Source organism: Gordonia sp. i37, assembly GCF_002043085.1.
Taxonomy (GTDB): Bacteria; Actinomycetota; Actinomycetes; order Mycobacteriales; family Mycobacteriaceae; genus Gordonia; species Gordonia polyisoprenivorans.
Window position 1 is genome coordinate 1 of the sequence record NZ_MVPX01000671.1, and the last position, 207, is coordinate 207.

At 68.6% G+C, this 207-nt stretch carries 1 protein-coding gene; it reads left to right on the top strand.

Annotation, left to right across the window (positions count from 1 at the left end):
* Positions 1-207 (top strand): transposase (locus B1964_RS29510; RefSeq protein WP_172399021.1); only part of this gene is annotated, 207 nt, incomplete at both ends.

Below are 207 nucleotides of genomic sequence, written 5' to 3' on the forward strand. Positions count from 1 at the left end.
CCTCGTTCCCGAGGGACGTGTGGTCCCAGATCTGGTCGAACAACCCTGCCGAGCGGCTGAACCGGGAGATCCGGCGCCGCACGGACTCGGTGGGGATCTTCCCGAACCGGGATGCCGTGGTGCGTCTGGTCGGGGCTGTGTTGGCCGAGCAGACCGATGAGTGGGCCGAAGGCCGCCGGTATCTCGGCCTGGAACTGCTCGCCCGGT